Origin of the sequence: Rhizobium sp. BK289, from assembly GCF_014193575.1 — a bacterium.
Classification (GTDB): domain Bacteria; phylum Pseudomonadota; class Alphaproteobacteria; order Rhizobiales; family Rhizobiaceae; genus Rhizobium; species Rhizobium tropici_C.
In genome coordinates, this window is the sequence record NZ_JACHZO010000010.1 from 187,326 (window position 1) to 212,384 (window position 25,059).

Genomic DNA, 25,059 nt, shown 5'->3' on the forward strand with positions numbered 1-25,059 from the left:
GCTCCATCTGGCACTAACGACGCTTCGGGTGGTTTGCTCATCATGCACGGCCCCAATACGTTGAAGCGTAAAACGGCACATTTTTGCTTTCACCCCAGACGTCATTAATGAATTTTTGATGAAACTTTAAATTGTCAACTGCGCTTCTTTTGCAATTTCAATGGTTGAATCGAACAGTTGAACAAATTTACCAAATACTCATCAAGGGTTGCAGAAAACGCTTTAATCCTTCAGCTTCGACTACACGTTTCCGGTGGCGACGGGAACGACACCCTCAATGGCTACAACGGCAACGATGCTCTGTATGGCGGCGCCGGGACCGACATTTTGAACGGCGGAATTGGCGACGATTCTCTCTACGGCGGAGCAGACGATGATCAGCTCTTTGGAGGAGCTGGGAACGACTGGCTCACAGGAGACGCCGGCAACGATTATGCAGAGGGTGGTGCGGGAAATGACGTGTTTGTCGGAGTTGCGGGGAACGATACCCTATTCGGTCAGGCCGGAGCCGACCAGTTCTTTGGTGACGCAGGCACAGACACGATGGATGGTGGCGCGGGAAGTGACCGCCTTTGGGGAGGAGCAGGCAACGATCAGTATCAATACAATGGCCAGGGCAACGACTACATCAATGACGGTATAACCAACACAGGAACTTCCCGCACTGATACGGCATACGATCATGACGTTCTGTTCGTCACGTATACCGACGCCGATCTCGGGCTCTCACAGTTCGGCGATGAACTCTGGTTCTTTTCTCTCGCTGGTTATGCCAACGACAACAACGTGGATAATGCTGTCATTATCGAAGACTTCTTTCTCGGCGGCCACTATGTCGTTGAAACTTTGTATGCGGCAAACGGACAGGGCGGGCAGTACGACCTGACGACGCTCCTCGCCGCTTGATATCTCCATTGCAAAGCAGGCAAGCCGACGATATGTCGCCGGCTTGCCTCATGAGGCTACTGCCGACCGAGATAATCAGCCCTTTCTCGTTCGATGTTGGCGTGTTTCGCATACAGATTTTGAAGTTGATCGTATAGCGGATCTGTCTTCATCGCTACGTAGTCGATTGTTGACCCGGACTGTTCGAACGGGGCAAGCGCATTATATTGGCTTTGCGACATTGCCGTTCCCGCTTTAACGATCCGTCCACCAAGCATTTCGGCGATCTTATCCGCCCTGTTCTGAGCAGCGGCAGGGCCGCTCGATGCGGCATCCTCGTTAAGTCCGGCTAGAAGCTTGTTGATGCGCTCGCCAAGCTCGTTGCTATCGGTACCAACGACGCCTTGATTGTCGATCGTTGCAACAACTTCGCCCGCAACTGTAATCGTTGCATATGGTTTCACGCGCGGGTCGTTTGAATAGTCCGGGTTGGACGTTTGCGTATACTGACTTTCCAGATACTTCTTATTTGCTTCTATGTGGCGCTGATTCGCCTCCATGAATTCCTGATATTTGTCTTCTGAAAGCTCGGCCACGTTGATCGGCTTCAAGTCCAGCGCCGTCATGGCGATCTTGCCTTGAAAAATACTAGCCGAAGCAGATGGACGGCTATCGATCGTTGGCCTCATATCGGATGTATCCGATCCCTTGCCGCCTCCTTCGTCGTCGGAAGTTTGTCATATACATCACCACTGGCCGAATTCGATCGATCAGCGATAGAGTATCGAGTTGTTGAACTGTAGTATGAAGTTGCTCCAACAGAAGTCATGATCAATCCCCATGGTTGCTCATTCCCATCGTGACACCCGTAGCTTGTCTCAACCTATCCTTGCAGACGGATTTCAACGACTAAGCCGTGCTCGAGGACTCTGATCTCATCAAGGTCACTGCTGGAGATTAACCGCTAACGATTCCTCTGACACGCTAGTGTTCCCCGTCGTGGCGCAAGCGACAGCGATCTCTATGGCATCTTGCAGAACCGGACCGAGCCGTCGGCCTTTTTGCCAGAAGATGGCGTAGTGATAGAGAGCGCTAGGCTCAAAGGGCGGATTTCGACAGGAAAGGCGGCAAACTGACGGGCGGCGAAGGTGTTGCTGCTTGTGATGCCCAGCCCTGCGGCGACGAAGTTGACTTCCTGCCCAGTGACATCGAACTGGATCGCCAGGTTGGGCTCTGCACCCATGTAGCGCATCGCGTTTTCGTTCATATGATGCGACTGCATCTGAGGCTCCACATAGGTGAGGGGTTCGCCGATCAGGTCCTCAGGTCTGATGACGTCTTTCTGCGAGAGCCGGTGCCCACGATGGAAGATGTAGACATTGGTCGCCGTCGCTATTGGGCACCACTCGAAGATCTTGTCGTCCAGCGGCAGTCGTCCCAGACCGATATCCGCGCGTCCCTCCAGCACATGTTCGATGACTTCCCGATAGTTTCCGACCTGAGCTGAACCGAAGTTATGGCCTGTCGGGATCGCAACGTCCTGATAACGTCCGGAAGCAGTCTCATTGAAAAGACGTAGGGTGCCGCGATGCTGATGGTGTCACTGTCGATGCCCCGGATCGATGTCACTGTTTTGGCGATCCGCTCCATCTGGGCAAAGGTCGCATCGGTATTCCGAAACAGCGCCATCGCCTGGGCACGAGGAACCAGTCGGCGCTTGTCGCGTATGAAGAGTTGGCAACGCGGCGGTCCTCCTTACGAAATGGGCCTGGGCATGGGTGGCGGCGACCGTGGGCCGCGACGAGCAGGCTGAGGTCGCACGTGCGGCCGGGGCAGATCTCATCGTCAACAGGCACAAGGAGGACGTCTCTCAGGCCGTACGACCGGCGACCGGCGGCCACTGGGTTGACCGCATTGTAGACGTCGACCTCTCTGCCAACGTTGACGTGGCGGTGGCCTGTCTGGCGCGCGACGGGGTCGTCAAGGCCTATTTGACGGAAACGCCGCAGGTCAGGCTCACGATCCCGTTCTTCCCGACGCTGATGGCGGTTTCTCGTTCCGCTTCGTCTATGTCTACACCATGCCGGAAGCAGCGATGCGGCAGGCGGCCTACGAGGTTTCGGCCTGCGCCACCTCGAGGGCATATGCCCCACGGGATTGCGCAGACATACACCCTCGACGAAGTGGCCGAAGCACACGAGTTCCAGGAGAGCGGCAAGCCCGTCGGAAAGGTTCTCCTCCGAATTCAGAATCCGTGACGCGGCCAGCCTAACCTCGGCTCCTCAGGCGATGACGGCTTTCGGCTCCAGGAACGCCTCTAGGCCGAACACACCGTGCTCGCGACCGATAGCATTGGCACCGCGATACGCCAGAGCTATCACCCCTTTGCAAAATCGCGAGCGGCTTGGACGAACGCAGTGAAGGCCGCGGGCGGGTTCTTCCTTCCGGGGTAGTAGAGCGCCAGCGGCGCCAGGAATGGCGTCCAGTCCTCCAGCACGCGCACAAGCCTTCCGGCTGCAATGTCTTCTCGCACATCCGCCTCCATAACGTATCCAAGGCCTACTCCGTTCTGTGCGGCTATCCTGACTAGGCTCGACTCGTCCAACGTAATCGACCCCTGAACGTCGATCTGAACGGCATTTCCGTCCTTTTCGAATTTCCACCGGAACAGAGCGTTGTTGGGAAGACGCGCGCGGATGCAGCGAAACCGGTACAGGTCAGTCGGCACAGTCGGTGTGCCATGGGTGCGAAGGAATTCCGGCGATGCGACCACTGCATTGCTGCGCTTCAGGCCCAGAGGCACAGCGATCATGTCGGCCGGGACGAGATCGGCCGGCCGCAGGCCGAGGTCAAAACCGGCCGCGACGATATCAACGATCCGTCCCTCGGTGACTAGGTCGACGTGAACCTGGGGATAGCGCTGTATGAACGAGAGGATCAGCGGCTCCATCACTTCGCGAGCTGCGGTGGCAAACGCGTTGATGCGCAACGTGCCCGTCGGCACTTCCTGGAGCGATTGGGCCGCCAGCATGGCGTCGTGGATGTCGGTCACTGCCGGCCCGACCCGGTCGACGAAGGTCTTGCCCGCCTCGGTCAACGAGACGCTGCGCGTCGTCCGGTTGAACAGGCGGATGCCGAGGCGCTGTTCGAGCTTTGCGATGGAATTGCTCAAGGCCGTCGTGGACACGCCGAGGTCCAGAGCGGCAGCCCTGAACGACCCGAGGCGGGCGATGCTGAGGACGGCATCGAGGTCAGCAAGAACAGATCGGATCATTGTCCCTCTTTTCGCAACGTCTCATCCTCTTTCATCCCGCTTATTCCGTCAATGAGGGTGATCTAAGTTGGGGTCAGTCGATCTCGCAGGGAGGTCAAACCACAGCGCAAGAGGCTGTTTCAGGATAGGAGAACCGAATGACCATCAAACTTCCGAAGGCTATCCAAGACTATTTCGACGCAGACCGGACAGGCAGCCCCGATACCATCGCGGCCACATTCACCGAGCACGGCATCGTGAAGGATAAAGGCAAGACCCACGAGGGACGCGAGGCCATTCGCGGATGGATGGCTGATGAGGCCCAGCAGTACAGCTACACGGTCGAACCCTTCTTGATCACCATCGAAAACGGGAAGACTGAGGTAATGGCCCATGCCATCGGCGACTTCCCTAGCAGCCCGATCGGCCTGCGATTTATCTTCGTGCTTGCAGGCGACAAGGTTGCCGAACTGGAGATCACCGTATGAGCGCATTTCTTACCCTCAAGGGCCGTCGCGCCCTCATCACCGGCGGCACCTCGGGTGCGGGCGCTGCTACCGTGGCGTTGTTCAAGGAGTTTGGCGCCCGCGTGCTGACCACCGCCCGCAAGAAGCCGGCGGAGTTCTCCGGCGCGGCCTTCGTCGAAGCAGACCTGGCCGCGGTAGACGGCGTCCAGACTGTCGTTGACGCCGTTCACCAAGAGCTCGGCGGGCTCGACATCCTTGTGAACGTGCTGGGGGGCTCCTCGGCCCCTTCAGGCGGCTTTGCGGCGCTAACCGACGAGGAGTGGCAGAAAGAGTTCAACCTCAACTTCTTTCCCGCCGTCAGACTGGACCGCGCTCTCATTCCCGGTATGATCGCTCAGGGAAGCGGGGTGGTCATTCACGTGACCTCGATCCAGAGGATTCTTCCACTGCACCAGGCGACAACAGGCTACGCGTCGGCCAAGGGAGCCCTCAACACCTACAGCAAGAGCATCTCCAAGGAGGTCTCCCCCAAGGGCGTGCGCGTAGTGCGGGTCTCTCCCGGTTGGATCGCCGATCCAAGCTCCAACGGTCTTGCCCTGCGTATCGCAGAGGAAGCCGGCATCAGCTACGACGAAGCTGTGGAGACGATCATGAACTCGCTCGGTGGCATACCGCTCGGGCGACCGGCCAAGCCGGGAGAGGTCGCTGACCTGATCGCGTTCCTGGCATCCGATCGAGCATCCTCCATCACGGGAACCGAGCATGTGATCGACGGTGGGACGGTGCCTACCGCCTGAGCATTTAGGTCATCCACCGCCGTTGCAGGTCAGGCGGGTGCGTCCCACCCGCCGATCTGGGATGCCCGGCGAAATGAGAAACTGACCCTCGTGTCCAAACGAGGAGAGATGGATGAGCACTAGCGCGATGTCACCCGCGGTTCGCCACGCCGAGAGCTGGCTGAGAAAACGGTTGCGCAATGCGCTGTGAGCATCGTGCGGTTATGCAAGACATTTGGATTCAGCGAGACCTGTTATCGGTATAGTATCCGACTCGGGATAAACGCCCGACCTTCATATCGACAGGCTGAAGGGAAGGCTCTGGGGCGCAACGCTCTGCGATCTGATTGTTCTCGCCGTCACCGTCCCGGTGAGCGTCGGCTATGTCGCGGGTGCACGGCTGTCGGCTCGGATCGGATTATTCGCCGCCACCACATGGTCGATTCTCGTCGGTGCAGAGATCGCCTTGCCTGCCCTTCCGACGTTGGTGGGGGCGAGGTCACGTCGAACGGTTGGGCGGCCCTTGCCTTCCTGATCATGGTTTGCACCCTCATTGGGTTTGCGGCCTGGTTCTGGGCGCTCGCCAAAGGTGGGGTCGCGTCGATCGCGCCACTGCAATTTGCAAAGCCCATCGTCAGCCTTATCGTCGCGGTGACGTTGCTGTCCGAGAGCCTTTCGGTGACGAGCCTAGTCGCCTGGTGCCTGATCTCTTGTGGTTTATACCTGTCGCGGCGCGCCTTGTGAGGTCGGCCTGGCCGGCCCCAAACTGCGAAAATGGCCGACTTGGCGAACAATGGTGTGAGAAAGGCTGCGGGTTTCCATGCCGAGCTGGGCATGCCGCTTGATCCCGGGAATGTTACCGCCCTCACACATCACTGTTCGTCCAGTCTTGCCAGAACACGCATTACGCGGTTTTGATAAAGGCTGTTCTGGGCAGAGGAGAACAGCCGCAACGATCATAGATGCCGGGGAGGGCATCAACATGCAGATCGATGCTGATTTTTTTCTGAGAATGACATCGGGAGGAGGACCCAATGACTGGTACGCATCAGATGCTGTATCGCGAACGGCTGCGATCCGCAAAGGAGGCCGTCGACCTAATTCCGTCGGTCGCGAAGGTCGCGATGCCGATCGCTGCGGGGCAGCCACCCGCCATTCTTGCGGCCCTTGCCGAACGGGCTCGGGCGGGAGCCATCGACAATTTGCGGCTCCATTATCTTCTTTGCACCGGCGTTGCGGGAACCAGCGTCTTCGATTTCGACCTGTGTGACCAGATCATTCCGATAAGTTACTTTCACGGAGGCGTGGAACGTGCGCTCGACAAGAGGCGATCGGCGGAAGCATTGCCGGCCGTCGACCTGGTGCCCTGCCATTTCAGCCAGGTGCCGCGCTCGCTGGTCGAGCATGTCGGGGTGGATACGCTGATCGCAACGGTCGCGCCGATGGATGCGGATGGTAATTTCAGCCTCGGCGTCAGTACAGATTATGCGCTCACCGTATCGCGCAAACCGGGAATTCGGCTGATCCTCGAAGTCAACGCAAATATGCCCTATGTTCGGGGCGATTGCATGATTCCCATATCGAGCGTGACGGCGCTGGTCGAAAATGACGTCAGCCTGCCGATACTGCCGGCAGCTCCAAGCAATGAGGTAGACGATACCATCGGCGCGATCGTCGCAGGCTTGGTGGAAGACGGCGATTGCCTGCAAATGGGCATCGGCGCGTTGCCGGATGCGGTGTGCTCACGCCTTTTGCATCATCGTCATCTCGGTATCCATACGGAAATGATGACGGTAGGCCTCGCCGATCTGCTTAAGGCGGGTGTGGTCGACAATAGCCGCAAGCAGACGCATGTCGGGCGGTCGATCTTCACCTTCGCGCTGGGAGATCAATCGCTTTACGACCTCCTGCACGACAATCCGGACATCGAAGCCCATCCGGTCGACTATGTGAACAATCCTTTCGTCATTTCTCAGAACGACCGGGCGGTGTCGGTCAATGCGACGCTGCAGGTCGATCTGAACGGGGCGTGCAATTCGGAATTCGTGAATGGCAGGCAATTCAGTGCATCCGGCGGCCAGGTCGATTTCGTGCGTGGCGCCTATGCGTCGCGGGGCGGACGGTCGATCATCGCCTGTCATTCCACCGCGGCAAAGGGCACGCTTTCGCGCATTGTTCCGGCGCTCACCGGGCCGGTGACCACATCGCGCAACGACACCCATATCATCGTCACCGAATATGGATGGGCGAACCTCAAGGGCAAGTCGGTGGCCGAGCGAGCAAAGGCATTGATTGCGCTGGCGCATCCTGATTTTCGCGAGGAGCTGGACCGGGCAGCCCACGGGGCAGGGCTTTATGCCTGAATTGGCGAACTTTAGACGCGCCGATCGACCGAAATCCTTGCCGGGTTCGTTCTCGCTTCCGAAATGGTAGACGTGAATTCTCGGCCCTGTTGTTCAGGCCTTTATGAGAGCGATGCTCGACGGCGGGCATGACCTGACGCCGGGCGGCGCCGTAAAGGATCGCAGCTTGTCGGTGATGATGTGTTTGGGCGCCAAGCCCTGTTTCTTCAGCAAACGGACCAGCAATCGCTTGGCTGCCTTGGTGTTGCGACGAACCTGAACGATTTCATCCGGGACATACCCGTCTGGATCCACGGCGCGGCACAGCCAGCCCAAGATCATCCATTCCCGGCAGCAAGACTCGCAGTCGTTCCCATAGGCGGTAATCAACACCCGCTTTCCGCCTCACCAACGACCGTGCAGAACTCACCCCGTGGAAAGCTTAACCGGTCTCGCTTTTAGCACTTTGCCTGGATTCATCATGTTATGAGGGTCGAGGCTATGCTTGATCGCCAACATGAGATCCTGCTCGATGTCGCCGCGATATTTGAGGAACGCATCGGTCTTCATGCTTGCAAGACCGTGTTCAGCGGCGACGGAACCGCCGAATCGGTGGGCTTGATCGCAGATGATGCCCTCAATTTCCTCCGATCTGGCTAGAAACTCCTCGGCCGGGATTCTTTCCGGTGCAACGATCCCTAAATGGATATTGCCGTCGCCAAGATGGCCGAAGGCAACGATCCGGGCGCCGTCGACCGCCTTTGTGATCTCGCTCGAGCAGCTGTCAAGGAAGTGGGGTATTACTGAGATCGGAACGGAAATATCCCCCTGGATCGTCGGCCCCTCCTTCATGTCGGCTTCCGCCAATGCTTCGCGAATTGCCCAGAAGCTTCTGCTTTGTTCGATGGAGGCAGCGATGGCCGCATCGACGATTAGGCCGGATGCATGGGCCTCGGAGAGCGTGGCTTCGATCCGTTCCTGCTGAGAGACGGCCTCGTCGATTGAGGAGAACTCGATGAGCAGTTGCCAATCGTGCAGCCTGTCCAAAGACATGCGGTACGCCGGAAAATGCTTAAAGGCGAGCTCCAGACCATTGCGCGGCATGAGCTCGAAAGCCGTTATCTGCCCACCGGTCCGCTGCTTGGACAGGGCCAGCAGCTCCAGTGCCGCTTGGACCGACGGCACGGCGCAGACAGCTGTGGCGATAGAGGCAGGCTTCGCAAACAGCTTCAGCACGGCGCCGGTGATGATGCCGAGTGTACCCTCGCTGCCAATGAAGAGCTGCTTCAGGTCGTACCCCATATTGTCCTTACGCAGTCCACGCAACCCATTCCATATCCGCCCATCCGCCAACACGACTTCCAGGCCGAGAACCAAGTCTCGGGTATTGCCATAGCGTATGACATTGCTGCCGCCGGCATTGGTGGCAAGGTTGCCGCCGATCTGGCAACTCCCCTCGGAGGCAATGCGCAAAGGGAAGAGGCGCATCGCTTTCGCCGCTTCGGCCTGAATCGCAGCGAGCAGGCATCCCGCCTCGACAGTGATGGTGTCGTTGATCGTGTCGATATCCCGGACCTTGTTCATCCGTGCGAGGTTGACAATGATTTCGACACACTCGCCGGCCGACACGGAGCTCCCTTTGACCTACTATGGCCTATACTCGCGGTGTATAAAATTCTGGCCGCGAGCCCCCACTATGACCAATCAAATGAACAAAACTTGCCCGGATGTAAGGTTGATGTCATACTGTACAGAATTCTGGACGTCAGAGGACTTCATGTCCACTCAAATGAACGAAGCGAGATATATCGTGCCCCGTCAGAGAAGCTATTCAAGAATCACGCGCCAAGCCCTCACCATGCTCGGCAAGCTGATCCGCGTCGGCCGCGCCGAGCGCGGCCTGACCGCGCAGGAACTGGCCGACCGCGCCGGCATCAGTCGCACGACCCTATCCAGCATCGAAAAGGGCGCACCCAGCCCCGAGATCGGTATCGTCTTCGAGGTCGCTTCAATCGTCGGTGTACGCCTGTTCGACTATGACGAGCGCGCCCTGCAGATGCACAACGCCCGCCTGGACGAAAAACTGACCCTTCTGCCCAAAAGCGTCCGCCACAGTGTGAAGGAGGTCGATGATGACTTCTAAGGCGGATGCCACCGAAGCCTTTGTCTGGATGTGGCTGCCGGGGGCGACGGAACCGGTGGTCGCGGGCCGCCTCGATCAGGACGGCGAGCGCCTGCTCTTCACCTATGGCTCCAGCTATCGGCGCCGTAAGAACGCGATTTCCCTCTATGAGCCGGAACTGCCGCTTCAAGAGGGCACGATCCCCCCGATCAGTGGCCTGTCGATGGCGAGCTGCATTCGCGACGCCTCGCCGGACGCCTGGGGCCGCCGAGTCATCATTAACAGGCTGACGGGCAAAAAGCCCGACGCTGCCGGCGTGCCTAACATCAACGAGCTGACCTTTCTGCTCCAGTCGGGCTCCGACCGGATTGGCGCCCTCGATTTCCAGGCATCGGCCACAGAGTATGTTCCCCGCCTTGCCGCGCAAGCCTCGCTTGACCAACTCCTCGAAGCGGCCGAACTCGTCGAAAAGGGCGTCCCACTTATTCCGGTACTCGACCAGGCACTCAATCACGGCACCTCGATCGGCGGCGCGCGCCCCAAGGCGCTGATCGATGACGACACGAAGAAGTTCATCGCCAAATTCTCGGCCACCAACGACACCTACAGCGTCGTGAAGGCCGAATTCATCGCCATGAGGCTTGCGACCGCCTCCGGGCTCAACGCCGCGTCCGTAGCAATGACCCGTGCCGCGCAAAAGGACGTGCTGCTGATCGAGCGCTTCGACCGCAGCCGCACCAAGAACGGCTGGACGCGGCACGCCATGGTCTCGGGCCTAACCATGCTGGGCCTTGATGAGATGATGGCCCGCTATGCCTCATACGAAGACCTTGCCGAGCTGATCCGCCACCGCTTCACCGACCCCAAGGATACGCTCAAGGAGCTGTACGGGCGGATTTGCTTCAACGTGCTGTGCGGGAACACCGACGACCATGCTCGCAACCATGCCGCCTTCTGGGATGGCAAGGCGCTGACCCTGACACCCGCCTATGACATCTGTCCGCAAGGCCGCACTGGCAACGAAGCCACGCAGGCCATGCTGATCAAGGGTGAGAGGCGCGCCAGCACGCTCGCCACCTTGCTCGCTGCCGCGCCTGACTATCACCTGAAAGAAACGGAAGCCGCCGCGCTGATCGAGCACCAGATCAAGACCATCGCCGAACACTGGCGAGAGATCTGTGACGAAGCAGCCCTCAGCCCTGTCGACCGCAAGCTGTTCGCCGGGCGTCAGTTTCTCAACTTTTATGCCCTCGAAGGCCTCCATAACCACAAGTCACTGCAGGATGCATTCCGCACCGCGCGCGAAACCCTGATCGCCAGCGGAGGTGGCTGACGATGACCACGCCCAGGCAACTCAAAAGAGGCGCATGGCCGGGAGCATTCCTCCACTCCCTCGGCCATGAGTCATGGACTGCCGAGCAGACCGCCTCCGGCATAAACATCCGTGGCGGCCGCGATCGGGCGCCCTTTTCTTCTTGGGCAGGCCCGCGCAGATCACCAGCGCGCTAGGCTTCACCTCGATAGAAGTACCGCTTTACCGCTGGCCGCGGGCCAGTCCGCAAGGCAACACGAGGTGAAACCGGCACAGGCGATAAATGTGACCGCAAGCGCTAATGACAAATGCAATCTGGCGATTGCACTTGAACATTCGGTATCGTGCCTGGCACCTAGGAAAACTTGCTTTCTCGAGGTTTTCGACGGGCCGCCCCCGGAAGGGCGGCCCCGCGGCGGGCAAAGCTTTGCCGAATTTCAGACATCGCGTGCATGAAAATTGAAGCCGTTGTATTGAGTACACGCCACTCTATGACGCGCAGACAGAACGGCCATAGTTACTCGTGTGCTTATGCGCAACTTCATGTGCGGCCTGTAATATCTGCTGTAGGCGTCGTCTGAAAGGCATTCGCCGATTTTGCGAGCCGCGAAACTCTGGCTAGATCTTTCTAAGGCCAGCTTGCGGTCGGTGAGTGACCTTGCCCAATCAAGCGGTGAGGTCTTCTACCTTGAGTTTCAGGTCGCTGACATAGGACGCGACGGAAAGGTCTTCGCCCGTCGCGTCCACCAGCAACTGGCTCGGTCTTTTCGACCGTCCGTATTGATGGACATTCTCGTTCAGCCAGGTCTTCAGCGGGAGGTAATCGCCGTCTTCCAATCCACGCTCGATTGCTGTCTCCTTGCGGGCGGCGGCGAAGAACTGCGAGGACATGATGTTGCCGATCGTATAGGTGGGGAAGGAGCCGACCATGCCTGACGACCAGTGAACATCCTGCAGCACGCCGAGTGTATCGTTCGGCACATCGAGGCCGAGATAGGCCCTCATCTTTTCGCGCCAGATCTCGGGCAGATCAGCAACACGGATTTCGCCCGCTATCAGTCCCGCCTCGATCTCCGAGCGCAGAATGATGTGCAAGTCGTAGGTCAATTCGTCGGCCTCGACACGGATGAACCCTGGACGTGCAGCGTTGACCGCCCGCCAGAAATCCTCCGGAGTGACGTCGCTTAGCTGGTCGGGGAAGACCCTCTGCAGATCGGCGAAGTTGAGTTCCCAGAAACGGCGGGAGCGGCCGACGCGGTTTTCCCAGAGGCGAGACTGCGATTCATGTGTGCCAAAACTGGTGCCGCCGACCGCGTGGAGATTTACGAAATCGGTGGTGAAGGTGGAACGGCTGAAGGCTTCAGATATGCCCTGCTCATAGATGCCGTGACCTGCCTCGTGCCAGACTGCGAAGAGGCCGCCGGGCAGCCAGGTTTCACGAAAGCGGCCGGTGATGCGCACGTCGGAACGTGTGAAGGAAATCTCGAACGGATGGACGGTGTCGTCGAGGCGCCCACGATTGAAATCATAGCCGAAGCGGGCTGAAATGAGACTGGAGAAGGCGCGCTGCTTGTCGACCGGATAGGCGCGATCGAGAATTTCTGACCGCACGTTGGCCTCTTTCGACTGTGCGAGCAGGGGCAGAAGGCCATCGCGCAGCTCGTCATAGATGCCGCGCAGCCGTGACCAGCTCATGCCCGGCTCGTAAGTTGCGACCAGCGCATCGTAGGGATGCTCTTCATAGCCGATGTCGGCAGCGATCTCACGCTGCATCTCCATCGTGCGTTCCAGAAGTGGTGCAAAGGCGGCAAAATCGTTGGTGGCGCGGGCCTTGGTCCAGGTGGATTGCGCGACGGTCTTCAGTTCGGCCGCGGCGCTGACGAGACAGGGGGAAATACGCGAAAGTGTGCCGATGGCTTCGGCTGCCTGCTCAACCGCGAGACGGCGTGGGTCGGCGGTATCGGCGCCGGACAATTCCGAACGCGCGCCTTCGATGGCGCGCTGCAGCTTGTCGCTCGTGGCAAGGTCATGGGCAAGGCCGACCAGTGTAGCTATCTGCTTGCCACGTGCATCGACGCCGCCTGGCGGCATCATGGTGCGTGCATCCCAGGTGAGCAGGTTCACGGCGCAAAGAATATCATTGATCCTGGCGATGTCGGTTTCGAAAGCGGCAAAGCTCATGGTCATCTCATCCTGTCAGGGCGTCGGCGCCCCAAAATCTTGAAGGTGGCAGGCGGCAAGCTGGCCGTGACCGCGCGGCGTCAGAAGTGGTCGCTCGACCCTGCAGCGGTCGAAGGCATGCGGACAGCGGCTGGCGAAGGCGCATCCCGGCGGCACCGCCAGTGGGCTTGGCAGTTCGCCCCGCGCCGCGACCATGCGGTTGCGACGCGACGGATCGAGTTCCGGTGCGGCATCGAGCAGCGCTTTGGAATAGGGGTGACGCGGGGCGGTGAAGAGACCTTCCGACGTATTCACTTCCACCACCTGCCCGAGATACATGACAGCCACGCGATGCGAGATGTGGCGTACCAGCCGAAGGTCGTGAGCGACAAAGATGACGGTGAGGTGCAATTGCTCCTGAAGTCGCAGGAGTAGATTGACGACCTGGGCCTGCACCGAGACATCGAGCGCCGACACCAGCTCGTCTGCAACGATGACATCGGGCTCCACGGCAAGCGCTCGCGCAATGCCGATGCGCTGGCGCTGGCCGCCGGAAAACTCGTGGGGATAGCGCGCGGCGGCGTCCTGCGGCAGGCGTACAAGTTCAAGCAGTTCGGCAATGCGATGGTCGATTTCGGCGGCAGGGCGCATCTTATGGACGGAGAGCGCTTCTCCGAGGATCTGCGAAACGGTCATGCGGGGGTTGAGCGAACCGTAGGGATCCTGAAAGATCATTTGGACGCGCCGGTTGAAGGCGCGCCGTTCGCCGCGGCGGAATGTGCCGATATCCTTGCCCTCGAAACGGATCGCTCCGCCATCCGGCTCATGCAGACGCACCAGACAGCGTGCCAAAGTCGATTTTCCGCAGCCGGATTCTCCGACGATGCCAAGTGTTTCACCGCGATGGATCTGAAGCGAGACGTCGCGCAGCGCGTGGACTGCGAGCGGCGGTTTTCCTTGAAGGCGGCGCGCCAGCGAATAAGGACCGGCAAAATGTTTCGAGACGCCATCGATCGAAAGAATGGGAAGGTTCGCGTTCAAATGATTGCCTCCGCCGTCGCCACGAGGTCATGGTGGAAACAGGCAACCATCCGGCCGTGGGGAGTCACGGTCTCCAATACCGGCCGCTCTTTCAGACAGTGTTCGGTTGCAAACTTGCAGCGCGGATGGAAAGCGCATCCTTCCGGCAGATTGGTGAGGCTCGGCGGCGTGCCCTCGATCGACTGAAGCACGGTTCGCGACGTGCCGGAGCGCGGCACCGATCCCAGCAGGCCGCGCGTGTAGGGATGGCGCGGCTTGCCGAAGACATCCGCAACCGTTCCGGTCTCGACGATGCGGCCGGCATACATGACCGCCATGCGGTCGCAGGTCGCGGCGACCACGCCGAGGTCGTGGGTGACGAGAACGACACTCATCGACAATCGATCGCGCAGATCGAGCAGCAATTTGAGGATCTGATCCTGGATCGTGACGTCAAGCGCTGTCGTCGGCTCGTCGGCGAGCAGCAGCTTCGGCGAGCAGGCAAGCGCGATAGCGATCATGGCGCGTTGGCGCATGCCGCCCGAAAACTGGTGCGGATATTGCTGCAGCCGCCGTTCGGCGGCGGGGATGCCGACGATGTTCATCAGCTCAAGCGCGCGGGCCCTGCGTTCTCTCGCGTTCAGCGCCGTGTGGGCGGCGAGGTTTTCCTCGATCTGCATGCCGACCGGCAGCACCGGATTCAGCGCTGTCATCGGTTCCTGGAAGATCATCGCGATCTCGCCGCCACGAACCTTGCGCAGTTCTTCGGCCGGCATGGCGACGAGATCGCGGCCGCGCCATTCGACACGTCCGCTCACCTGTCCTGGTTCGCGGATCAACCGCATGATGGAGCGCAGCGTCACGCTCTTGCCGGAGCCGGATTCGCCGACAAGGCCGACAACTTCGCCTGGCGCCACATCGAAATCCACATCGGCGGCCGCGATCGCCTGTCCACGCGGCGTATCGAAGGTCGTCGTCAGGCCGCGCACGATCAGCCCGCCTTTGTCGTTCGGCATGCCCATCATCGTTTGACCCTCAACAGTTCCGCGACGCCATCACCCGCCAGGCTGAAACCAAGGCCGGTCAGCACGATCGCGACGCCCGGAAAGACGGAGATCCACCAGGCCGTATTCATGAAATTCTTGCCATCCGCGATCTGCACACCCCATTCGGCTGCCGGAGGCTGGGCGCCGAGACCGAGATAACCAAGGCTTGAGCCGAGCAAGATAGCGAGCGCCATGTCGGTCATCCAGTAGACGATCGCCGGGGTGATCGCATTGGGCAGCAGGTGGCGAAAGATGATGCGCAGCGGCGCATAGCCCATGACCTTGCCCGCATCGGCATAATCGAGCCGTTTTTGCACCTTGATTTCGGATGCGACGAGACGCGCATAGAAGACCCAGCCGACGACGCCGACGGCGACATACATGTTGCCGAGACCGGGGCCGAGCACCGAGACGATGGCGATGACGAGCACCAGAAACGGAAAGGTAATCGTCGCATCGACGATGCGCCCGAAGATCGATTCCCAGATGCCGCCGGCATAGCCGACGAAGGCACCGACAATCGTGCCGAAGATGAAGGGGCCGATCGTTGCGAAGATCGCGATCTGCATATCGATCGTGTAGGCGTGAATGACGCGCGAAAGCACGTCGCGGCCGAAACTGTCGGTACCGAAAGGATGCGCCCAGCTCGGAGGTTTCAAAAGCGCATTATAATCGAACGTCGTCGGATCATAGGGCGCAATCAGCGAAGGCCAGATAGCGATGACCAGGCTGAGACCGAGAATGATGCCGCCCCAAATCAAGGAGCGGGGCGGCCTGCGCAAGCGCGAAGCGGAGCGAGCGGCCTTGGCTGCGATACCTATCATCGGGCAATCCTCGGATCGAGCCAGGCCTGCACGATATCGGTGACGAGGAAGGTCAGTGAGACGAGGATCGCAAGGGCGATGGTCAGACCCTGCAGGACCGGATAATCGCGGCCGTAGATGCTCTCGATCAGCAGGCGGCCGGCGCCGGGAACGGCAAAGACCGTTTCCGTGATGACGGCGCCGCCGAACAGCGTGCCCGTCTGGAGGCCGAACAGCGTCACCGTGGAAATTAGCGCATTGCGTAAAACATGGCGCATGAGGATGACGCGCGAGCGCAGCCCCTTGGCCGTGGCAAAATCGACATATTCGGCATTCATCACACCGATAATGGAGGAGCGCAGATTGCGCATGAGCACTGCGGCAAAACTCAATGCCAGGGTCAGGGCCGGCAGGAAGAGATGATAGATCCGATCACCGAAAGTGTCGCCGTAGCCGCCGACCGGGAAGATTTTCAGCTGAGCGGCAAATACCGTCAGAAGCACGATGCCGACATAGAAGACCGGCATGGACAGGCCGACCTGAAATGTCCCGCGAATGATGCTGTCGGGAAGCCGTTCGCGCTTCAGCGCGGCGACGAAGGCAAGCGGCACGGCAAGAACGAGGGCGATCAGGGCCGACATCATGGTCAGCATCAGCGTCACTGGAAGCCGTTGCAGGATCAGCGACATGACGGAAACCTTCAAGCCGATGGAATTGCCAAGGTCGCCGGTCAGAATGCGCTCGACGTAATAAAGGAACTGTATCGGGACGGGCTTGTCGAGCCCGAGCTGCCTGTTAATGCGCTCCACATCCGCGTCGATGGCTCGGTCCCCGAGCATGGCACTGGCGGGGTCACCCGGCAGCAGGCGCACGAGCACGAATGTGACGATGAGAATGAAGATCACCGTCGGGATCATCTGAAGCACGCGCCGAATTATGAAACTGAAAAGGGGCAATAGTCGCTCCCGGTCTTCCCTTTAGAACGCCGGGTGTCCATTCGGACACACTAACTCTTTGAAACTACGCATTAGCTTTCCGAAAATTGGTCTCGATTTTCGGGCCGATACCGCAATCGAAAAAAGGCCGCAGGCCTCGTGGAAGGCCCGCGCAGCAGGCTCGTTCGGGATTACTTGTCTTTCCAGGTCTTGGCGAAGATGTTGTTGCCAAGCGGGATCTGAAGGAAGCCGTGAACCTTCTTGCTGAGCGCAACCGGGTAGGGCGTCTCATAAAGAGGCACGGTCGGTCCCTCGGTGTTGTAGATGGCCTGCATCTTCGCATACTGCTCGGCGCGCTTTTTCGGATCCATCTCCTTCTGGGAGTCTTCGAAGAGCTTGTCGGCCTCGTCGCTCTTCCAGCCAGTGTGTAGGGCGTCGATCGTCTTGGAATAGACGAAGTAGGAGGTGATTTCGTTCGGATCGGCGATGTCGTCCGTCCAGGCGGCATTGCGCATCACGAAAGTACCGTCGCGATATTGCTGGGTGCGGGTCGGGTTATCGACCTGCTGCAGTTCCAGCTTGATGCCGATCTGCGCCCACATCTGCTGCAGGGCAGTGGAGATACCGATTTCATCCTGATTGCCCGCGAGGACCAGGATACTGGTCGAGAACCCCTTTTCGAAGCCGGCCTCCTTCATCAGGCTCTTCGCCTTTTCAAGGTCGTAGGGATAAAGCGGCTTGTCCCCGACATGCAGCGGCGTCGCCGTCGACATATAGGAGGTCTGCGGCGTGCCGACGCCATGGGTGACAATCTGGATGATCGCATCCTTATTGACGGCATAATTCATCGCCTGACGAACTTTGGCGTTGGACAGAGGATTGTCCTTGCCGCCGAGCTGCGGGCGCACGTTTAGCGTGATGTATTCGACGCGGGTCGAAGGGTAAAGTTCCATATTGAGATTGTCCGCCGACTTCAGTTCGTCAACGCGGGCATAGGGAATGAACTCGGCCCCATCGATCTCACCGGAAGTGAGTTTGAGGATACGGGTCGCATCGTCGGGGATCAGCTCGAAGTCGATGCCGTCAAGATAGGGTAACGGTTTGCCGTCCTCGCCCTTACCCCAATAATATTCGTTGCGCGCCAGTTTCATGCTGGAGCCGCGATTCCACGATTTCAGCACGAAAGGACCGGAACCGATCGGATGCTCGCCGAAGGCCTTGGCTTTTTCTTGATCGGTAGCACCTGGCGAAGCCTCAAAGGCCTTTTCCGGCATGATGCCGGTGTTGAACACCGTCAGCGCGGCGAGGATGGCGGGGTCCGGGTGCTTGAGTTTGATGGTGACGGTTTTGTCGCCCTCGGTGGTCACGTCATCGATGGACTCGATCATGAAGCCCCAGATGCCGTTGCCCTTCTTGGCAGCGCGCTTCAAAGACCAGGCGACGTCGGCGGGGGTGATCGGTGAACCATCGGAAAACTTGATGCCGTCCCGCAGAGTGAGCGTTACACTCTTGCCGTCGTCGGCGAGCTTATAGTCACTGGCGAGGCCCGGCTGTACGCCCTTGCCATCGTCGGTCGGCAGGAGCAGAGTGTCGTAAAGGTTGGATAGGATCCAGATGTCGACATTGGCATCGTTCAGGACCGGATCCAGAAAAAGGCTGTCGGCGTAACGGCCGTAGACCAGCGTGCCGCCCCGCTCCAGGGCGAATGCTGAAACACTGGTGCCGAGTAAAACTACAGCGGCTACGGCCGCACGAGCGATCGTTTTCATATCATTCCCCTTTTATAAAATTAACTGTTCTTGTTGGCTATAACGATTTCATGCGAAAAATGGCCTGTCAACCTAATTTTGCGCGCAACGTTCAAGGCGCTTGACTTGCAAGCGCGTCGATTTCACAATAATCGTTATAGTGTCCTATAACAGATCGTACCGAACGGGTTTCATGGATTTTTTCATCGACCGGGATCTGCCTGTGCCATTGCGCACGCAGCTTCATGGCCTCATTGAATATGGTATCGCCTGCGGTGAGCTGGCTCCGGGAGAGGCACTTCCTTCCGTCCGCGAGCTCGCCGATAAGGTGGGTGTTGCGCCGATGACGGTCAGTCAGGTCTATGCCGATCTGAAGGCTGCTGGCCTCATCGATACGCGTCCCGGTTCCGGCACTTTCGTCAGCGACAGCCATCAGGCGCGGCTTGCGGGACGGGCCGATGTCACGGAGCTGCACCGCCAGATCGACCACCTGATCGATGAAAGCCTACGGCTCGGCATTCGCTCATCGGATCTGGTATCGCTTGTCAATGCTCGTGCCTTTTATCGTGACAGTATCGGGCCGCGGCTGCGGATCGTCATGATCGGCATCTTTCAGGATGCGACGGCAAGCTATGCCCGTTTCATTGCTGCTCGCCTCGGGCGCGAGGTGACGGTCGAGCCGCTCACTGTTTCGGCGATCGAACGCAATCCGGCAGCCAAGGCGCGCGCCAATTCCGCCGATCTTGCCATTACATTTGCCAACCGCCATCGCGAGGTCGCCACTCTGGTGCCGAATACCAAGGTGGTGACCATCAGCTTTACGCCATCGGAGGAGACGCGCAGGGCGCTTGCTTCTCTCGATTCACTGGCCTCGATCGCCGTTGTCTCGCGTTTTCCAGATTTTTTACCGATCATGAAAAGCGGTGTGCAGCGTTTTGCACCGCATGTCAGCGAAATTACCGCCACCACGTTGGAGGCGCCGGCGCTGGAGCCATTGCTCGCCAATGTTTCCGTCGTGATCTTCGCATCGGGTGCGGAACGCGTGATGGAGCTCCTGCCTGCTGGAGTTCAGGCAATCGAATACCGCCACGCGCCGGACACCGGCGATATCGAACGGGTGATCGTGCCGATCATCCGGGCAGACGGAGCCTCGCCCAGAGGCGAGGAAAATCCCAAGCAAAACGAGATTGATGCAAAGGTCTAGCAAAGGCAGACGAGATGAGAGTATCTGAGGCAAACTGGCAGCAGATCGAAGCCTATCTGAAAACCGATGACCGGGCGATCCTGCCGCTCGGCAGCACCGAGCAGCACGCCGGCCTGTCGCTCTCGGTTGATTCAATTCTGTCGGAGAAAGTGGCGGCCGATGCTGCTGCCCCCCTCCGCATTCCGGTCTTCCCGGTCGTGGCCTATGGGATTACCCCCTATTTCCTCTCCTATCCCGGCACGATCAGCATCCGCCAGGAAACCTACATCAGCCTGGTTCGCGATATTCTCGACGGTCTTAGACGGCAGGGCTTCCGCCGTATACTGGTCGTCAACGGCCATGGTGGCAATCAGCCGGCCGGAAGCATGGCGATCGAATGGATGGCCGATAATCCGGATACGGCGGTGAAGTTCCACAACTGGTGGAATGCGCCGAAGACCTTCGCCAAGGTGCAGGAGATCGACACGCTCGCGTCGCATGCGTCATGGATGGAAAACTTCCCCTGGACCCGTCTCCAGGGCATCAAGCAGCCGACGCAGCGGAAGCCAATGATCGATCTCGCCCGTATGCGCGTCATGTCGCCGGACGCCGTCAAGGCGTATCTCGGCGATGGCAACTTCGGCGGCTATTACGAGCGACCGGATGAGGAGATGCAGGCGATCTGGGATGTGGCTGTCGAGGAAACCCGTGCGCTTCTCGAAGGAGGCTGGGCATGAGCGACCCGATCCTGATCTGGGGCGCCGGTGCGATCGGCGGTACGTTGGGTGCCGCCTTCATCCGCGCTGGCAACGAGGTGATCTTCGTCGATAATGTGAGGGAACACGTCGATGCCATCAACGAGAAGGGCCTGACGATCGTCGGCCCGATTTTCGAGGATGTGGTGCAGGCCAGGGCCTATCTGCCGGAGGAGCTGGAGGGTACATATGCGCGCACCTTCCTCTGCGTGAAGGCTCATCATACCGAAGACGCGGCACATATGCTTGCCGAGCATCTTGCCTCGGACGGCTACGTGGTGTCGGCGCAAAACGGTCTAAACGAGCGCGTCATCTCCCAAATCGTCGGCGAGCACAGGGTCATCGGCTGCTTCGTCAATTTCGGAGCGGATTATATCGAGCCCGGCGTCGTCCAATATAGCGGCCACGGTGCCGTCGTCATCGGCGAGCTTGACGGACGCTTCACCACTCGTACCGAATACATTTACGACCTGATGAAGCAGTTCGAACCGAAAGCCCTGATCACCAACAACATCTGGGGTTTTCTCTGGGGCAAGCTGATCTATGGCGCGTTGCTCTTCGGCACTGCGCTGACGAATGACAGCATTGCCGATGTGCTCGACAATCCGATCGCCAGGCCGGTTCTGCGCAGGCTGGCACTTGAAGTCGCGACGGTAGCGGCAATCAACAATATCAAGCCGGAAGCCTTTGACGGCTTCGACCCTTCGGCTTTCGGTCCGTTGGCGACGTCGGAGCAGACCAACAAGTCCTTTGACGATATGTCGGTCCACAACCGAAAATCCGTCAAGTCGCACTCCGGCATCTGGCGTGACCTGGCGGTGCGCAAGCGAAAGACCGAAGTCGATGCGCAAGTGTTGCCGGTGGTCGAGATCGGCCAGGAATTGCGGGTTCCTACACCGCTCGCAGCGCGCGTCATTTCCATGATCCATGAGATTGAGGACGGCAAACGGCCCCTTGCCATGGCCAATATCGAAGAGCTTGCGAGGGTCGCATGAATATCTCCTTCGATGGAAAGGTGGTGATCGTCACAGGGGCTGCTCATGGTTTCGGCCGGACGATCGCTCAAGGTTTTGCAAGCCGCGATGCGCGTGTCCATGTCTGCGATGTGAATGCGGCCGGACTGGCGGAAACCGTCAAACTCTGTGGTGAGAAGGCGACGGCGCATGTGCTCGACGTCGGTAACCGCGCCGACGTACAGGCGCTGGTGCCGGCCTTCGGCGAGGTCGATATCCTCGTCAACAATGCCGGCGGCGTACGCGGGCAGGTGGGCCGGCCAATCGAGGACATTTCCGAGAGCGACTGGCAGACGATCTTCGATGTCAATCTGTCGGGCGCCTTCTTCATGGCGCAGGCAGTGGCCCCCGCGATGAAACGGCGCAAGACGGGCCGGATTGTCAACATTTCGAGCGGCGCCGGCCTCGGCATTTCGCTGACCGGCATCCAGGCCTACGCCAGCGCCAAGGCAGGCCAGATCGGCCTCACCCGCCAGCTTGCTCATGAGCTCGGGCCATGGGGCATCACCGTCAACAATGTGGCGCCGGGCTTCGTGCGCTCCAACCCGACGACCGAACGCCAGTGGGAAGCGATGGGCGAAGAAGGTCAGGCGCGGCTTCTGCACAATATCGCGCTGAAGCGCCTCGGCCTGCCCGAAGATATCGCCGCGATGGTGATGTTTTTTGCTTCCGACTATGCCGGGTGGATATCCGGTCAGGTCATCAGCGTGGACGGCGGCAAATGAGCGTCGAGACCTATCTGGAAGACAACTATCCAGCCGCTCTCGACGATCTCAAGGCTTTCTGCCGCATTCCGAGCGTCAGCACCGATCCCGCCTTTGCGGAGGGTATGCGACAGGCTGCGGCATTCGTGGGAGATCGCTTGCGCAAGGCAGGCTTCTCGGCCGTCGAGATGCTTGATAGCGGTGGTCATCCGGCCGTCTATGGCGAGATCCTCTCTGATCCGGTCCTGCCGACCTATCTCGTCTACGGTCATTATGATGTCCAGCCGCCGCATCCGCTTGAGAAGTGGATGACGCCGCCTTTCGAACCGGACGAACGCGATGGCAGGCTCTATGCACGTGGCGTCTCCGACGACAAGGGACCGCTGCTAATCCCGATCATCGTTGCTGAGGCCTTCATGCGCGTCGAAGGTCGGTTGCCGGTCAATCTCAAAGTGTTGATCGAGGGCGAGGAGGAATCCGGCAGCCCGCATTTCGCGCATACGCTCGAAAAATACCGCGATAAGCTCGGCTGCGATCTTGTGCTTTCTGCCGATGGCGCCATGTGGCGCCCTGACAAGCCATCGATTACGGTGGCAAGCCGTGGATTGGCTGCTCTCGATATTGCCATCACCGGTGCCGCCAAGGACCTGCATTCTGGCCGCCACGGTGGCAGTGCGCCGAACCCGATCGCAGCCCTTGCCGGCCTGCTCGCAACCATGCACGGTCCGGATGGGCGCGTTAGCGTCGAGGGCTTTCTCGATGGAGCCACACCGCCCGATCCGAAGATTGTCACGGCAATCGAGGCATCGCAATTCGATAGCGCCGCCTACTATCGGGAGATCGGGGTTGCCGGCGGTGAACCGATCGACAACGGCCGCGAGCTGCTGATCCGCCAATGGCTGGAGCCGACCCTGGAATTCAACGGGATCTGGGGCGGTTATCAAGGCAAGGGCACCAAAACGGTCATTCCGAATACGGCCAGCGCGAAGATCACCTGCCGCCTCATTGCCGGGCAGAAGCCGGATGCAGTGATCGCCGCCATTAGCCGCCATCTGCATGAGCATCTGCCGAAGGGTTTCCAGCTCGAGATCCATCGCCATGGGCCGGGCAGCGAGGCCGAATTCGTCGATCCCGACCTGCCGGCGTTGAAGATTTCCGAAGAGGTTCTTGGCGAATTGCTAGGCGCAAAACCCTTGCGCGTCGCCATGGGCGCGACGATCCCCATTGGAAGCGCCTTTCGCAACTATCTCGGCAGTCCCTCGATCTTCTTCTCCTTCTCGACGGCGGACGAGGACTACCATGCGCCGAACGAATTCCTCCGGCTTGGCAATTTCAAGCTGGGCATGCGGGCATGGACGATGCTGCTGAGGCGGCTTGCTACTTCAGCCTGAACGACACCAAGACGAAGAAGCGCGCCGATGGCGTTTCGACGGAGGATATTTCGATGACATCCTTGCCTGCGCTACGTACCGGAAAGCCGCGGTCGGAATTCGGCCATGTCCGTCCGACCAACGAGCTGGAAATCCCCTTCGCGATCATCGAGGGGGCGGAGGAGGGGCCATGCCTGCTCGTGACCGCCGGCGTTCACGGTTCGGAATTTTGCTCCATTGAGGCAGCCGTCCAAATGATGAAGACGAGCCCGGAGGAGATCAAGGGCACACTCATCGTGCTGCCAATTCTGAATGTCGAGGCCTTCCGCCGTCGCAAGATCTATGTCATGCCGCAGGACGACAAAAATCTGAACCGCATGTTTCCGGGTAAGCCCGACGGAACGACGAGCGAGCAACTGGCACACTGGCTGGTAACTGAAGTATTTCCGAAAGCAGATGCTTATATCGACTGCCACGGCGGCGATCTCGACGAGGGGCTGGCACCGTTTACGGTCTTTCCGGCAGGCTGCAAGAAATCGCAAGCGCTTGCCGCCGTCTTCGGCATCAAGGTTGCCGTTGCGGCCGGTGGGTCCGGTTACACGGTCGATGCGTCTCACAAGCTCGGCATCCCAAGCATCCTACCTGAAGTCAGCGGCAACGGCCTTTGGGGCGAAGAGACCGTGACACAGATGACTGATGGCATCCGCCGCGTCATGCAGCATATTGGCATGCTGCCCGGCGAGGCACCAACCACGAGTCTCGACGTCGTGACCATGTGGGTGCCGACAGCATCGGTCACCGGCCTCTGGTACCCGAATAAGGATTTGGGAGAGCCGGTGGTAGCAGGTGAACTGTTGGGCGAAATCAAAACCGTCTTCGGCGAGACGCTGGCAAGCATCCATTCCGAAAAGTCAGGCTTTATCCTCTATCGGCTGACGAGCCTGTCGGTGAATGAGAAGGAAGCCCTACTGGGCGTCGGCACACCAGTCTAGGCAAGAGAAACTCGATATGCCCTTGGGAAACAAAAACAGCGGGCATTCTGTCTTTTGGGCATGGCGTTCGTTCTGATCAGCAATCCGGATCGGACGTTCAATATATGGCTTATGTTCACTGTTTGGATCGGATGTTTCTGACCTGTCGCGATGATTGATCAATCGAGACTGTA

At 59.4% G+C, this 25,059-nt stretch carries 23 protein-coding genes and 3 pseudogenes; 15 read left to right on the forward strand and 11 right to left on the reverse strand.

What is annotated here, in order from left to right:
- The first annotated feature begins 177 nt into the window (after positions 1-177).
- A complete protein-coding gene (locus FHT84_RS20640) occupies positions 178-906 on the forward strand; it encodes a calcium-binding protein (RefSeq protein ID WP_183763901.1) in 729 nt (242 codons plus the stop codon).
- A 56-nt stretch (positions 907-962) separates the two neighbouring features.
- Here FHT84_RS20640 and FHT84_RS20645 read toward each other — a convergent pair whose 3' ends face one another.
- Together FHT84_RS20645 and FHT84_RS20650 are read right to left on the reverse strand one after the other, a co-directional pair.
- The gene (locus FHT84_RS20645) at positions 963-1,574 is read right to left on the reverse strand and encodes a hypothetical protein (RefSeq protein WP_183763904.1); all 612 of its coding nucleotides are present in this window, start codon (positions 1,572-1,574) and stop codon (positions 963-965) included.
- A gap of 332 nt (positions 1,575-1,906) precedes the next feature.
- Positions 1,907-2,416, reverse strand: coding sequence for a LysR substrate-binding domain-containing protein (locus FHT84_RS20650; RefSeq protein ID WP_112342851.1), 510 nt, complete (start codon positions 2,414-2,416; stop codon positions 1,907-1,909).
- A gap of 214 nt (positions 2,417-2,630) precedes the next feature.
- Here FHT84_RS20650 and FHT84_RS20655 point away from each other — a divergent pair.
- Positions 2,631-3,143, forward strand: a pseudogene (locus FHT84_RS20655) (zinc-binding dehydrogenase); the annotation flags it as partial.
- A 119-nt stretch (positions 3,144-3,262) separates the two neighbouring features.
- Here FHT84_RS20655 and FHT84_RS20660 read toward each other — a convergent pair.
- On the reverse strand, positions 3,263-4,159 hold the full coding sequence (locus tag FHT84_RS20660) for a LysR family transcriptional regulator (protein ID WP_112342850.1): 897 nt from the start codon (positions 4,157-4,159) through the stop codon (positions 3,263-3,265).
- 137 nt (positions 4,160-4,296) lie between these two features.
- Between FHT84_RS20660 and FHT84_RS20665 the strand changes: the two genes are divergently transcribed.
- The 5 genes and pseudogenes from FHT84_RS20665 to FHT84_RS20680 all read left to right on the forward strand — a co-directional run bounded on the left by FHT84_RS20665 (position 4,297) and on the right by FHT84_RS20680 (position 7,744).
- Positions 4,297-4,626 carry a nuclear transport factor 2 family protein gene (locus FHT84_RS20665; protein WP_183763907.1) on the forward strand — a complete coding sequence of 110 codons (330 nt, stop codon included), beginning with the start codon at positions 4,297-4,299 and terminating at the stop codon, positions 4,624-4,626.
- Positions 4,623-5,402 carry an SDR family oxidoreductase gene (locus FHT84_RS20670; protein WP_112342848.1) on the forward strand — a complete coding sequence of 260 codons (780 nt, stop codon included), beginning with the start codon at positions 4,623-4,625 and terminating at the stop codon, positions 5,400-5,402. Before FHT84_RS20665 ends, FHT84_RS20670 begins: the two co-directional genes overlap by 4 nt.
- A gap of 129 nt (positions 5,403-5,531) precedes the next feature.
- Positions 5,532-5,657 (forward strand): annotated as a pseudogene (locus FHT84_RS31500) (IS3 family transposase); the annotation flags it as partial.
- A gap of 159 nt (positions 5,658-5,816) precedes the next feature.
- Positions 5,817-6,125, forward strand: coding sequence for a DMT family transporter (locus FHT84_RS20675; protein ID WP_183763910.1), 309 nt, complete (start codon positions 5,817-5,819; stop codon positions 6,123-6,125).
- Positions 6,126-6,415: 290 nt separating this feature from the next.
- Positions 6,416-7,744, forward strand: coding sequence for an acetyl-CoA hydrolase/transferase C-terminal domain-containing protein (locus FHT84_RS20680; RefSeq protein WP_113248599.1), 1,329 nt, complete (start codon positions 6,416-6,418; stop codon positions 7,742-7,744).
- A 19-nt stretch (positions 7,745-7,763) separates the two neighbouring features.
- Here the strand turns inward: FHT84_RS20680 and FHT84_RS20685 are convergent.
- Positions 7,764-8,053 (reverse strand): annotated as a pseudogene (locus FHT84_RS20685) (DDE-type integrase/transposase/recombinase); the annotation flags it as partial.
- A 96-nt stretch (positions 8,054-8,149) separates the two neighbouring features.
- Positions 8,150-9,352: an FAD-binding oxidoreductase gene (locus FHT84_RS20690; protein ID WP_112342846.1), complete on the reverse strand. Its 1,203-nt coding sequence runs from the start codon at positions 9,350-9,352 to the stop codon at positions 8,150-8,152.
- A 229-nt stretch (positions 9,353-9,581) separates the two neighbouring features.
- On the opposite strand from FHT84_RS20690, the gene FHT84_RS20695 reads away from it, so the two are divergent.
- Positions 9,582-9,866 (forward strand): helix-turn-helix domain-containing protein, encoded by a 285-nt coding sequence (locus tag FHT84_RS20695; RefSeq protein WP_162736927.1) that lies wholly within the window; start codon positions 9,582-9,584, stop codon positions 9,864-9,866.
- Positions 9,856-11,178 (forward strand): type II toxin-antitoxin system HipA family toxin, encoded by a 1,323-nt coding sequence (locus FHT84_RS20700; RefSeq protein ID WP_183763913.1) that lies wholly within the window; start codon positions 9,856-9,858, stop codon positions 11,176-11,178. The genes FHT84_RS20695 and FHT84_RS20700 overlap by 11 nt, the downstream gene beginning before the upstream one ends.
- Before the next feature lie 645 nt (positions 11,179-11,823).
- On the opposite strand, the gene FHT84_RS20705 is transcribed toward FHT84_RS20700, so the two are convergent.
- The 6 genes from FHT84_RS20705 to FHT84_RS20730 all read right to left on the reverse strand — a co-directional run bounded on the left by FHT84_RS20705 (position 11,824) and on the right by FHT84_RS20730 (position 18,890).
- A complete protein-coding gene (locus FHT84_RS20705; RefSeq protein WP_112342843.1) occupies positions 11,824-13,338 on the reverse strand; it encodes a carboxypeptidase M32 in 1,515 nt (504 codons plus the stop codon).
- Positions 13,339-13,353: 15 nt separating this feature from the next.
- A complete protein-coding gene (locus FHT84_RS20710) occupies positions 13,354-14,358 on the reverse strand; it encodes an oligopeptide/dipeptide ABC transporter ATP-binding protein (RefSeq protein WP_113248600.1) in 1,005 nt (334 codons plus the stop codon).
- The gene (locus FHT84_RS20715) at positions 14,355-15,353 is read right to left on the reverse strand and encodes an ABC transporter ATP-binding protein (RefSeq protein ID WP_245430378.1); all 999 of its coding nucleotides are present in this window, start codon (positions 15,351-15,353) and stop codon (positions 14,355-14,357) included. The genes FHT84_RS20710 and FHT84_RS20715 overlap by 4 nt, the downstream gene beginning before the upstream one ends.
- Positions 15,354-15,358: 5 nt before the next feature.
- Positions 15,359-16,207 (reverse strand): ABC transporter permease, encoded by an 849-nt coding sequence (locus tag FHT84_RS20720; RefSeq protein WP_112342840.1) that lies wholly within the window; start codon positions 16,205-16,207, stop codon positions 15,359-15,361.
- Complete coding sequence (locus FHT84_RS20725) at positions 16,204-17,142, reverse strand: ABC transporter permease (RefSeq protein WP_112342839.1); 939 nt, start codon at positions 17,140-17,142, stop codon at positions 16,204-16,206. The genes FHT84_RS20720 and FHT84_RS20725 overlap by 4 nt, the downstream gene beginning before the upstream one ends.
- 170 nt (positions 17,143-17,312) lie before the next feature.
- Entirely contained in the window at positions 17,313-18,890 is a 1,578-nt protein-coding gene (locus FHT84_RS20730) for an ABC transporter substrate-binding protein (protein WP_113248601.1), read from the reverse strand.
- Between the two features lie 172 nt (positions 18,891-19,062).
- Between FHT84_RS20730 and FHT84_RS20735 the strand changes: the two genes are divergently transcribed.
- The 6 genes from FHT84_RS20735 to FHT84_RS20760 are packed head-to-tail and all read left to right on the forward strand — an operon-like array spanning position 19,063 to position 24,886.
- Entirely contained in the window at positions 19,063-20,073 is a 1,011-nt protein-coding gene (locus FHT84_RS20735) for a GntR family transcriptional regulator (RefSeq protein ID WP_112342837.1), read from the forward strand.
- Between the two features lie 14 nt (positions 20,074-20,087).
- Positions 20,088-20,789 carry a creatininase family protein gene (locus tag FHT84_RS20740; protein ID WP_112342836.1) on the forward strand — a complete coding sequence of 234 codons (702 nt, stop codon included), beginning with the start codon at positions 20,088-20,090 and terminating at the stop codon, positions 20,787-20,789.
- Positions 20,786-21,802, forward strand: a complete 1,017-nt coding sequence (locus FHT84_RS20745; RefSeq protein ID WP_112342835.1) for a 2-dehydropantoate 2-reductase — start codon at positions 20,786-20,788, stop codon at positions 21,800-21,802. Before FHT84_RS20740 ends, FHT84_RS20745 begins: the two co-directional genes overlap by 4 nt.
- Positions 21,799-22,545 carry an SDR family NAD(P)-dependent oxidoreductase gene (locus FHT84_RS20750; protein ID WP_112342834.1) on the forward strand — a complete coding sequence of 249 codons (747 nt, stop codon included), beginning with the start codon at positions 21,799-21,801 and terminating at the stop codon, positions 22,543-22,545. The genes FHT84_RS20745 and FHT84_RS20750 overlap by 4 nt, the downstream gene beginning before the upstream one ends.
- Entirely contained in the window at positions 22,542-23,915 is a 1,374-nt protein-coding gene (locus FHT84_RS20755; protein ID WP_113248602.1) for a dipeptidase, read from the forward strand. Before FHT84_RS20750 ends, FHT84_RS20755 begins: the two co-directional genes overlap by 4 nt.
- Positions 23,876-24,886 (forward strand): M14 family metallopeptidase, encoded by a 1,011-nt coding sequence (locus tag FHT84_RS20760; protein WP_112342832.1) that lies wholly within the window; start codon positions 23,876-23,878, stop codon positions 24,884-24,886. Before FHT84_RS20755 ends, FHT84_RS20760 begins: the two co-directional genes overlap by 40 nt.
- Positions 24,887-25,059: the final 173 nt, after the last annotated feature.

What these genes read in the sequence shown, in the direction of transcription:
- FHT84_RS20735 (WP_112342837.1), top strand. Translation starts at nt 19,063, where the DNA reads ATGGATTTTTTCATCGACCGGGATCTGCCTGTGCCATTGCGCACGCAG.
- FHT84_RS20660 (WP_112342850.1), bottom strand. Translation starts at nt 4,159, where the DNA reads ATGATCCGATCTGTTCTTGCTGACCTCGATGCCGTCCTCAGCATCGCC.
- FHT84_RS20715 (WP_245430378.1), bottom strand. Translation starts at nt 15,353, where the DNA reads ATGCCGAACGACAAAGGCGGGCTGATCGTGCGCGGCCTGACGACGACC.
- FHT84_RS20760 (WP_112342832.1), top strand. Translation starts at nt 23,876, where the DNA reads ATGGACGATGCTGCTGAGGCGGCTTGCTACTTCAGCCTGAACGACACC.
- FHT84_RS20730 (WP_113248601.1), bottom strand. Translation starts at nt 18,890, where the DNA reads ATGAAAACGATCGCTCGTGCGGCCGTAGCCGCTGTAGTTTTACTCGGC.
- FHT84_RS20675 (WP_183763910.1), top strand. Translation starts at nt 5,817, where the DNA reads ATGGTCGATTCTCGTCGGTGCAGAGATCGCCTTGCCTGCCCTTCCGAC.
- FHT84_RS20750 (WP_112342834.1), top strand. Translation starts at nt 21,799, where the DNA reads ATGAATATCTCCTTCGATGGAAAGGTGGTGATCGTCACAGGGGCTGCT.
- FHT84_RS20670 (WP_112342848.1), top strand. Translation starts at nt 4,623, where the DNA reads ATGAGCGCATTTCTTACCCTCAAGGGCCGTCGCGCCCTCATCACCGGC.
- FHT84_RS20695 (WP_162736927.1), top strand. Translation starts at nt 9,582, where the DNA reads ATGCTCGGCAAGCTGATCCGCGTCGGCCGCGCCGAGCGCGGCCTGACC.
- FHT84_RS20700 (WP_183763913.1), top strand. Translation starts at nt 9,856, where the DNA reads ATGACTTCTAAGGCGGATGCCACCGAAGCCTTTGTCTGGATGTGGCTG.
- FHT84_RS20745 (WP_112342835.1), top strand. Translation starts at nt 20,786, where the DNA reads ATGAGCGACCCGATCCTGATCTGGGGCGCCGGTGCGATCGGCGGTACG.
- FHT84_RS20705 (WP_112342843.1), bottom strand. Translation starts at nt 13,338, where the DNA reads ATGAGCTTTGCCGCTTTCGAAACCGACATCGCCAGGATCAATGATATT.
- FHT84_RS20680 (WP_113248599.1), top strand. Translation starts at nt 6,416, where the DNA reads ATGACTGGTACGCATCAGATGCTGTATCGCGAACGGCTGCGATCCGCA.
- FHT84_RS20720 (WP_112342840.1), bottom strand. Translation starts at nt 16,207, where the DNA reads ATGATAGGTATCGCAGCCAAGGCCGCTCGCTCCGCTTCGCGCTTGCGC.
- FHT84_RS20755 (WP_113248602.1), top strand. Translation starts at nt 22,542, where the DNA reads ATGAGCGTCGAGACCTATCTGGAAGACAACTATCCAGCCGCTCTCGAC.
- FHT84_RS20645 (WP_183763904.1), bottom strand. Translation starts at nt 1,574, where the DNA reads ATGAGGCCAACGATCGATAGCCGTCCATCTGCTTCGGCTAGTATTTTT.
- FHT84_RS20740 (WP_112342836.1), top strand. Translation starts at nt 20,088, where the DNA reads ATGAGAGTATCTGAGGCAAACTGGCAGCAGATCGAAGCCTATCTGAAA.
- FHT84_RS20665 (WP_183763907.1), top strand. Translation starts at nt 4,297, where the DNA reads ATGACCATCAAACTTCCGAAGGCTATCCAAGACTATTTCGACGCAGAC.